Source organism: Nocardiopsis protaetiae, from assembly GCF_045446735.1.
In the GTDB taxonomy this organism is placed as follows: Bacteria; Actinomycetota; Actinomycetes; order Streptosporangiales; family Streptosporangiaceae; genus Nocardiopsis; species Nocardiopsis protaetiae.
On the sequence record NZ_JBJJBV010000279.1, the window covers coordinates 1 to 8,604 of the forward strand.

An 8,604-nucleotide genomic window follows, 5' to 3' on the forward strand; every position below is an offset into this window, starting at 1 on the left:
CAGGGGCCGCACCGTGAGGTGCGGCCCCTTTTGTGTTTTCAATGGCGAAATGTGCGGTTCGGTGACCTGCGGCGACACGAATTCGTCTCACATCGTGAGAATTTCTGGCCACATAGTTGGACCTCCGATATTCTGTCGTCCTAGGAGCCCGCGGTGTCCGACTCCACCGGTCGACGCCGCCGCCCGCCACTTCCGCCCGCCTCGACCCGGGCCCGCGGAGGCGGCCCCGGCGACCCCGCCGGGAACCACCGCTCCTGCCTCTTCTCATCTCTCGCGGTCACCGTGGACCGCGGCATCCGCCCGGCGCGCGCCCATCCGGCCCGATCGCAGGCGATGCCGGTCACGCACCGCAATCGGAGTTCCACATGATGTACGACATGGTCGAGTTCCCGTCCACCGCCGACGCCGACGAAGAGATCCACCGCGCACTCCAGGACGCGCTGAACCGCCGCGACTGAAAGGTCGGGGAGGGGGACGCCGCCGGTCCCGCGGGCCGGTAGGGTTGTCTCATTCAGTGTTCATTCTGATCTCATCATGTGAGAAGTAGCCGGTGGGATCGCGATCGGAGCAGAGGCAGGCCGCATGGCAGCGCGCACGGTGAAACTGGCCGTCATCCCCGGCGACGGGATCGGACCCGAGGTCGTCGCCGAGGGCCTCAAGGTGCTGGAGGTCGCCGCCGCCCGGCACGACCTCGCCGTCGAGGCCACCGAGTACGAGCTCGGCGCCCGGCTCTGGCACCGCACCGGCGAGACCCTGCCCGACTCCGTCGCCGCGGAGCTGGCGCGGCACGAGGCCATCTACCTGGGCGCGGTCGGGGACCCCACGGTCCCCAGCGGCGTCCTGGAACGCGGCCTGCTGCTGCGCCTGCGCTTCGACTTCGACCACTACGTCAACCTGCGCCCCGTGCGCCTGTACCCCGGCGTGGAGAGCCCGCTGGCCGGTGTGACCCCCGAGGACATCGACATGCTCGTCGTCCGCGAGGGCACCGAGGGCCCCTACGCCGGGGCCGGGGGCGTCCTGCGCAAGGGCACCCCGCACGAGATCGCCACCCAGGACAGCGTCAACACCCGCTTCGGCGTGGAGCGCGTCGTCCGCTTCGCGTTCGCCCAGGCCGCCGCGCGCCCGCGCAGGAAGCTCACGCTGGTCCACAAGGACAACGTGCTGACCTTCGCGGGCGAGCTGTGGCAGCGCACCGTGCGCGAGGTCGGCGAGGAGTACCCGCAGGTCTCCGTCGACTACTGCCACGTCGACGCCGCCGCCATGTTCTTCGTCAACCAGCCCGCCCGGTTCGACGTGGTCGTCACCGACAACCTGTTCGGCGACATCATCACCGACATCGGCGCCGCCATCACCGGCGGCATCGGGCTGGCCGCCAGCGGCAACATCAACCCGGACGGCACCTACCCGAGCATGTTCGAGCCGGTCCACGGCTCGGCCCCCGACATCGCCGGGCAGGGCAAGGCCGACCCGACCGCCACCGTGCTGTCGGCCGCCACGCTGCTGGACCACCTCGGCGTCCCCGAGGCGGCCCGCCGCATCGAGGCCGCCGTCGCCGCCGACCTCAAGACCCGTGCCCCCGGCGAGGCCCGCTCCACCTCCCGCATCGGCGACGACCTCGCCGCGCGAGTAGCCGAGCAGGGCTGACACCCCCGTCGGCCCTGCCCCGTCGATGACCAGGGCGCGGCCGACCGGCACACAGTCACCGTGAACAGCCATAAGGGCGCGCCCGGACATCCCCGGGCGCGCCCTTCGCCGTGTTACGGGCCTGTTGCCCCCGCTCTGGCACAGGGTGCGCTCTTCCGACAGACTAGATCCCAGGTCGGCGGCGCTGCCGACCTGATGCACCCGAGAGGACCGACGAGACATGACCAACGACAACACCACCACGAGCGGGTTGGCGTTCGACATCCAGCTCTCCGACCGGCGGAAGACCCCGCAGGAGCGAGAGGCGCTGCTGGAGAGTCCCGGGTTCGGCCAGGTGTTCACCGACCACATGGTGAGCATCCGCTACACCGAGGGCAAGGGCTGGCACGACGCGAAGCTGGAGCCCTACGGTCCGCTGAGCCTGGACCCGGCCACCTCCGCACTCCACTACGCCCAGGAGATCTTCGAAGGGCTCAAGGCCTACCGCCACCCCGACGGCTCCCTGGCCTCCTTCCGGCCCGAGGCCAACGCGGCCCGATTCAACCGGAGCGCCGCACGCATGGCCATGCCGGAGCTCCCCGAGGACCTCTTCCTCAAGTCCATCGAACTGCTGCTGGAGCACGACGGGGAGTGGGTCCCCACCAAGCCCGACTTCAGCCTCTACCTGCGTCCGTTCATGATCTCGACGGACGTCGGCCTGGGGGTCAACCACCCCTCCCGCTCCTACGTCTACCTGCTCATCGCCTCGCCGGTCGGCTCCTACTTCTCGGGCGGCATCAAGCCGGTCACCGTCTGGCTGTCCACGGACTACACGCGCGCGGCCCCCGGCGGTACCGGCGCGGCCAAGTTCGCGGGCAACTACGCGGCCAGCTTCCTGGCCCAGGCCCAGGCCGTGGAGAAGGGCTGCGACCAGGTGGTCTGGCTCGACGCCCGCGAGCACCGCTGGGTCGAGGAGATGGGCGGCATGAACCTGTGGTTCGTGTTCGGCTCGGGTGAGAACGCGCGCCTGCGCACGCCCCCGCTCACCGGCACGCTGCTGCCCGGCATCACCCGCGAGTCCCTGCTGACCCTGGCCCCGGACCTGGGCATCCCGGCGGAGGAGAAGCCGATCTCCACCGAGGAGTGGCGCAAGGCCGCCGAGTCGGGCGAGCTGACCGAGGTCTTCGCCTGCGGCACGGCCGCGGTCATCACCCCGGTCGGGTTCGTCAAGAGCGAGGAGGGCGAGTTCACCGTCGGTGACGGCACCCCCGGCCCGGTCACCATGCGCCTGCGCGAGGAACTGGTGGGCATCCAGACCGGTCAGCGCCCGGATGGGCACGGCTGGGTGACCCGCTTCTAGGAGCGCCACGCACCGTGGGACGAGGGCCGTCGGGGTTTCCCGGCGGCCCTTTCCGCTGGGTTCCGGGCGGTTCGTGCCCGTGTCTGATATGTCCAGTGGGAGAAATCACTGTCCCACATACCGAGACAATCCGTCCGGGAACAGCGTCACGGCCGCCGTCCTGTGGCACACTGGCCGCATGCCGTCTCAGGTGATCATTATCGTGAGGCGCGCCGGCTGACAACGGACCTTGCCGGCGCGCAGACCTCTCATGTCCATGGGGGGTCTTTTTTGTTGGCCGGGTCCGGGTCGGTCCTCCACAGCATCCACCTTCGGGAGTTCCACCCATGAGGAACGACGCTTTCCACGTCTTCGACACCACGCTGCGCGACGGTGCCCAGCGCGAGGGGATCAACCTTCGGGTCTCCGACAAGCTGGCCATCGCGGCGCTGCTGGACGACTTCGGGGTGGGGTTCATCGAGGGAGGGTGGCCGGGGGCGAACCCCAAGGACACCGAGTTCTTTCAGCGGGCTTCACAAGAGCTCTCGCTGAAGCACGCGCAACTCACCGCGTTCGGCGCGACCCGCCGGGCCGGTGTGCGGGCCGCCGACGACCCCATGGTGGCCGCGCTGCGCGACAGCGGCGCGCCGGTCGTCACCCTTGTCGCCAAGAGTGACGACCGGCACGTCGAGCGCGCACTGCGCACGACCCTCGACGAGAACCTCGCCATGATCGCCGACACGGTGTCCCACCTGCGCGAACACGGCCAACGTGTGTTCGTGGACTGTGAACACTTCTTCGACGGGTACCGCCACGACCCGTCCTACGCCCTCGACGTCGTGCGGACCGCCGCCGCGGCCGGCGCCGACGTCGTGGTCCTGTGCGACACCAACGGGGGCATGCTCCCCGACGACGTCTTCCGCACCGTCACCGAGGTGCGCGAGGCCACCGGCGCCCGATTGGGCATGCACGCCCAGGACGACACCGGCTGCGCCGTGGCCAACACCCTGGCCGCCGTGGACGCCGGCGCCACCCACGTGCAGTGCACCTCCAACGGCTACGGGGAGCGGGTGGGCAACGCCGACCTGTTCGCCGTGGTGGGCGCGCTCACCCTCAAACGCGGCATGGACGTGCTGCCCCGGGGCTGCCTGGAGGAGATGACCCGGGTCTCGCACGCCGTCGCCGAGATCGTCAACCTGGCCCCGGACACGCACCGCCCCTACGTGGGGGTGTCGGCGTTCGCGCACAAGGCCGGGCTGCACGCCTCCGCCATCAAGGTCGACCCCGACCTGTACCAGCACACCGACCCGGCGCTGGTCGGCAACACCATGCGCATGCTCGTCTCCGACATGGCCGGGCGGGCGTCCATCGAGCTCAAGGCCCAGGAGCTGGGCCTGGACCTGGCCGGGGACCGGTCCCTGTCGGGCCGGGTCGTGGAGCGGGTCAAGGGCCTGGAGCTGTCGGGGTACAGCTTCGAGGCGGCCGACGCCTCCCTGGAGCTGCTGATGCGCGAGGAGATGGGCGAGCCGGTCCGCTACTTCGAGACGGAGTCGTGGCGGGTCATCACCGAACGCCGCCCGCGGGACGGGGCACCGCTGTTCGGCGCCTACGAGAGCCTGACCGAGGCCACCGTCAAGCTGACGGTCAAGGGCGAGCGCGTCATCGCCACCGCCGAGGGCAACGGTCCGGTCAACGCGCTGGACCGGGCGCTGCGCTCCTCCATGGAGGGCGTGTACACGGCGCTGGCCGGGCTGGAGCTGGTGGACTACAAGGTCCGCATCCTGGAGGGCAGCTCGGGCACCAACGCCATCACCCGCACGCTCATCACGTTCAGCGACGGGGCGGGGGAGTGGACGACGGTGGGCCTGGGCCCCAACGTCGTGGACGCCTCCTGGGTGGCGCTGGAGCAGGCCTTCAACTACGGCCTGCTGCGCCAGGGCTACCCGCACGACCAGGACGTGTGACGGGACGGTCATCTACCGTCACCGGTATCGGTGGCGGAATCGGGCCCCTCGGCCGGAGGAATCCGGACGGGGGGCCCTTCCCGTGCCGTGACGTGGAGGAATCCGGCGGAAGCTTACTTACAGGTAATAGACACCTGACCCGAAGGTTATAGCCACTGTGCCCTGGGTCACTCGATACTGCGAACTTCTGATGAACCCGCACGTTACGAGTGGTGATCGATGTCGGACATAACCGCCCCGCGTCCACCCGTTGGCACACCGTTCTCCCCGCGTCGGGGTACCGGTCATCCGCCCGGACAAGACTGCGGGACGTGTCCTCACCAACCACCCTCACCGGCGGGGGAGGGGGCGTGACCACCACCCCGACGGCCACCGCATCCCCCGAGACCCCACCGCTCAGACGCAGCCGCAGGAGCAGGGAGACCGTGCTGGCCTGGGGGTTCCTGGCGCCGTCCATCGTGGTCTTCGCCCTGTTCCTCGTCTATCCGCTCGGCCGGACCGTGTACCTGTCGATGCACGGCAACGACATCATCGGCAGGCCCAACCGGTTCGTCGGCCTGAGCCACTTCGCCGAGATGGCCTCGCCCGAGTTCGGCCAGGTCCTGCTCACCACCCTGCTCTTCACGCTCGGCACGGTCGTCCCCGGCGTGGCCGGGGCGCTCGCCATCGTCCTCCTCCTGGAGGGCGTCATCCGCGGTCAGCGCCTGCTGCGCGGCGCCTTCGCCCTGCCCTTCGCGTTCTCCGTGGCCAGCGCCTCGGTGATCTTCGTGGTGTTCTACAGCTCCGGCAACAGCGTGCTCAACGGCATCCTGTACCGGGCCGGGATGTCCCAGGTCTCCTGGCTCACCTCCCAGGAGATGGCCCTGTGGTCGGTGTGCATCACCACGGTCTGGATGAACCTCGGCTACGGGGTGCTCGTCCTGGCCGCCGGGATCGGCTCCATCCCCAAGGAGATCAACGAGGCCGCCCGTATCGACGGGGCCACCGGCGTGCGCCTGGCCCGCGACGTCACCGTGCCCATGCTCGGCCCGCAGCTGTTCTTCCTCATCGTGATCTCCACCATCAACGCCCTCCAGGGGTTCGGGCAGATCCACATCCTCACCCGCGGCGGGCCCAGCGGCTCCACGACCACCCTGGTCTACTCGATCTTCGAGAACGCCTTCGCCTACAGCACCAGCGACTTCGGCCGGGCCAGCGCCCAGGCGCTCGTCCTGCTGCTGGTGGTCCTGGCGTGCACCCTCATCCAGTTCGGCGTCATCGAGCGGAAGGTGCACTACGCATGACCGCGGCCCCCCTCACCCTCGGATCCGACGAGCCGGCCGCGGCCGCCCCGGCGCCCCGGCGCCGCCACCGGCCCTCCCCGCGCTTCCTGCTCGGGCGGGCGGTGCTCTACCTGCTGCTGCTCGTCTTCCTGGTGCCCACCCTGTTCCCCGTGTACTACGTGTTCGCCGGGGCGTTCATGGACCCCAGGGAGCTGTCGACCTTCCCGGCGCAGCTGCTGCCCACCGGGTTCCACCTGGACAACATCACGGCCGCCCTGAACGCCGTGCCGCTGGTGCGCATGTACGGGAACTCGCTGCTCATGGCGGGGATCATCACCGTCTCCCAGCTGGCGACCTCCGCCCTGGCCGCCTACGCGTTCGTGTTCCTGCGCTTCCGCGGATCGGCCGTGGTGTTCGCCCTCTTCCTGGCCACCCTGATGGTCCCGGGCGAGGCCACCTTCATCCCCAACTACCTGACCATCGCCTCGTGGCGGCTCACCGACACCTTCGCGGGCCTGGTCATGCCCTTCCTGGCCTACGCCTTCGGCACGTTCCTGCTGCGCCAGAGCTTCAAGCAGTTCCCCCGGGAGCTGTACGACGCGGCGCGCATGGACGGCATGGGGCACCTGCGGTTCCTGTGGACGGTCCTGATCCCGCTCAGCCGCCCCGCCCTCACCGCCGTCGGCGTCTACGTGTTCATCACCAGCTGGAACATGTACTTCTGGCCGCTGATCGTCACCCGCAGCACCGAGATGCAGACCCTCCAGATCGGTCTGAACAGCCTCAAGACCGGCGAAGCATCCAACCCCGGCCTCCTCCTGGCCGGTGCTGCACTCTCCGTCCTGCCCACCCTCGCCCTCGTGATCTTCGGACAGCGCTTCATCGTCCGCGGGCTCACCGCCGGCGCGGTCAAGTAGCCGGACTCCGATCGACCGGCCCCCGAGAACCCGGGGACGGTTCCCCTACCGACCAGAGGAAAGCGACACAGCATGAGAATCTCCCCCCGGCGGCACGCGGTCCGCGCCGCCGCCCTGATCACCGGCCTCGGCCTGGTCCTGAGCGGCTGTTCCGGCGGCGGTGGCGACAGCACCCTCACCGCCCCCGGCCCCGACGTCCTGGAGGGCCTGGACGAGGCGGTCCAGGTGGAGTTCTGGCACAGCATGGACGCCACCAACGGCCAGGTGCTCGACGGCCTCATCGAGGAGTTCAACGCCCAGAACGAGGGCCGCATCGAGGTCACCGGCGCCTTCCAGGGCGACTACGACACCGCGCTGGCCAACCACCGCGCGGCCATCCAGCAGGGCGAGACCGCCGAGCTGATCATGATCTTCGACCTGGGCACCCAGTTCATGATCGACTCCGGGCAGACCGTGCCCGCGCAGTCCTTCATCGACGCGGACGGCTACGACACCGAGCCCATCGAGGACGCGCTGCTCAACTACTTCACGGTGGACGGCGAACTGCGGTCCTTCCCGTTCAACAACTCCACCCCGCTGATGTACATCAACCGGGACGCCTTCGAGGAGGCGGGCCTGGACCCGGACTCCCCGCCCACCGACCTGGCGGAGATCCGCGAGGCCGCCGAGGAGCTGACCGTCCGGGACGACGACGGCACCGTCGTCCAGTACGGGTTCGGGGCCGCCGTCTACGGCTGGTTCATCGAGCAGTTCATGGCCCGCGCCGGCGCCCCCTACTGCGACAACTCCAACGGCCGCAGCGGCCGCGCCACCGAGGTCCTCTTCGACGACCCCAAGGTCGTCGAGCTGGTCGAGTGGTGGCAGGGCATGATCGACGACGAGCTGGCGCTCCAGATCGGCCGCAACACCGACGAGGCCCAGGCCGCGTTCAACTCGGGCCGGGTCGCGATGACCCTGGAGTCCACCGGCTCGCTGGGCGGCTTCATCGAGCAGTCCGACTTCGAGGTGGGGGCCGGCTACTACCCGCTCGTCTCCGCGGGCGACCCGGGCGGCTCGATCATCGGCGGCGCCTCCCTGTGGATCAACGGCGAGGGCCACAGCGAGCAGGAGGTCCGCGCCTCCTGGGAGTTCGTGCAGTTCCTGCTGACCCCCGAGTCGCAGTCCAAGTGGCACGCCGGGACCGGCTACCTGTCCGTGAACACCGAGGGCTACAACGGCCCCGAGGCCCAGGAGCGGGCCGAGCAGTTCCCGCAGTTCTCGGTGGCCGCCAACCAGCTGGCCGACTCCGAGATCAACGAGAACACCGCCGGCTGCATGATGGGCGTCATGGCGGAGGCGCGCGCCACCGCCGAGGAGGGCTGGGAGACCGCCCTGACCAGTGACACCCCGGCCGAGGAGGCCATGGCGGCCGCCGCCGACCGGCTGAACACCCCGATCGAGGAGTACAACGCCTCCGTGGAGGACTGACCCACCCGGTTCGGGTCCGGGCCGCGGGCCGG

At 69.8% G+C, this 8,604-nt stretch carries 6 protein-coding genes; all 6 read left to right on the plus strand.

Annotation, left to right across the window (positions count from 1 at the left end):
* Nucleotides 1-582: 582 nt before the first annotated feature.
* The 6 genes from ACJOT3_RS29025 (at nucleotide 583) to ACJOT3_RS29050 (ending at nucleotide 8,572) form a co-directional block, all read left to right on the plus strand.
* Nucleotides 583-1,644 carry a 3-isopropylmalate dehydrogenase gene (locus ACJOT3_RS29025; RefSeq protein WP_406976312.1) on the plus strand — a complete coding sequence of 354 codons (1,062 nt, stop codon included), beginning with the start codon at nucleotides 583-585 and terminating at the stop codon, nucleotides 1,642-1,644.
* Nucleotides 1,645-1,864: 220 nt separating this feature from the next.
* Entirely contained in the window at nucleotides 1,865-2,983 is a 1,119-nt protein-coding gene (locus tag ACJOT3_RS29030; protein WP_406976313.1) for a branched-chain amino acid aminotransferase, read from the plus strand.
* 326 nt (nucleotides 2,984-3,309) lie between these two features.
* Complete coding sequence (gene cimA, locus ACJOT3_RS29035; RefSeq protein ID WP_406976314.1) at nucleotides 3,310-4,926, plus strand: citramalate synthase; 1,617 nt, start codon at nucleotides 3,310-3,312, stop codon at nucleotides 4,924-4,926.
* A 350-nt stretch (nucleotides 4,927-5,276) separates the two neighbouring features.
* The gene (locus ACJOT3_RS29040; RefSeq protein WP_406976315.1) at nucleotides 5,277-6,209 is read left to right on the plus strand and encodes a carbohydrate ABC transporter permease; all 933 of its coding nucleotides are present in this window, start codon (nucleotides 5,277-5,279) and stop codon (nucleotides 6,207-6,209) included.
* Nucleotides 6,206-7,105 (plus strand): carbohydrate ABC transporter permease, encoded by a 900-nt coding sequence (locus ACJOT3_RS29045; protein ID WP_406976316.1) that lies wholly within the window; start codon nucleotides 6,206-6,208, stop codon nucleotides 7,103-7,105. Before ACJOT3_RS29040 ends, ACJOT3_RS29045 begins: the two co-directional genes overlap by 4 nt.
* A 72-nt stretch (nucleotides 7,106-7,177) precedes the next feature.
* Nucleotides 7,178-8,572, plus strand: coding sequence for an ABC transporter substrate-binding protein (locus ACJOT3_RS29050; protein ID WP_406976317.1), 1,395 nt, complete (start codon nucleotides 7,178-7,180; stop codon nucleotides 8,570-8,572).
* Nucleotides 8,573-8,604 lie beyond the last annotated feature (32 nt).

What these genes read in the sequence shown, in the direction of transcription:
- ACJOT3_RS29025 (WP_406976312.1), top strand. Translation starts at nt 583, where the DNA reads ATGGCAGCGCGCACGGTGAAACTGGCCGTCATCCCCGGCGACGGGATC.
- ACJOT3_RS29050 (WP_406976317.1), top strand. Translation starts at nt 7,178, where the DNA reads ATGAGAATCTCCCCCCGGCGGCACGCGGTCCGCGCCGCCGCCCTGATC.
- ACJOT3_RS29045 (WP_406976316.1), top strand. Translation starts at nt 6,206, where the DNA reads ATGACCGCGGCCCCCCTCACCCTCGGATCCGACGAGCCGGCCGCGGCC.
- ACJOT3_RS29030 (WP_406976313.1), top strand. Translation starts at nt 1,865, where the DNA reads ATGACCAACGACAACACCACCACGAGCGGGTTGGCGTTCGACATCCAG.
- cimA (WP_406976314.1), top strand. Translation starts at nt 3,310, where the DNA reads ATGAGGAACGACGCTTTCCACGTCTTCGACACCACGCTGCGCGACGGT.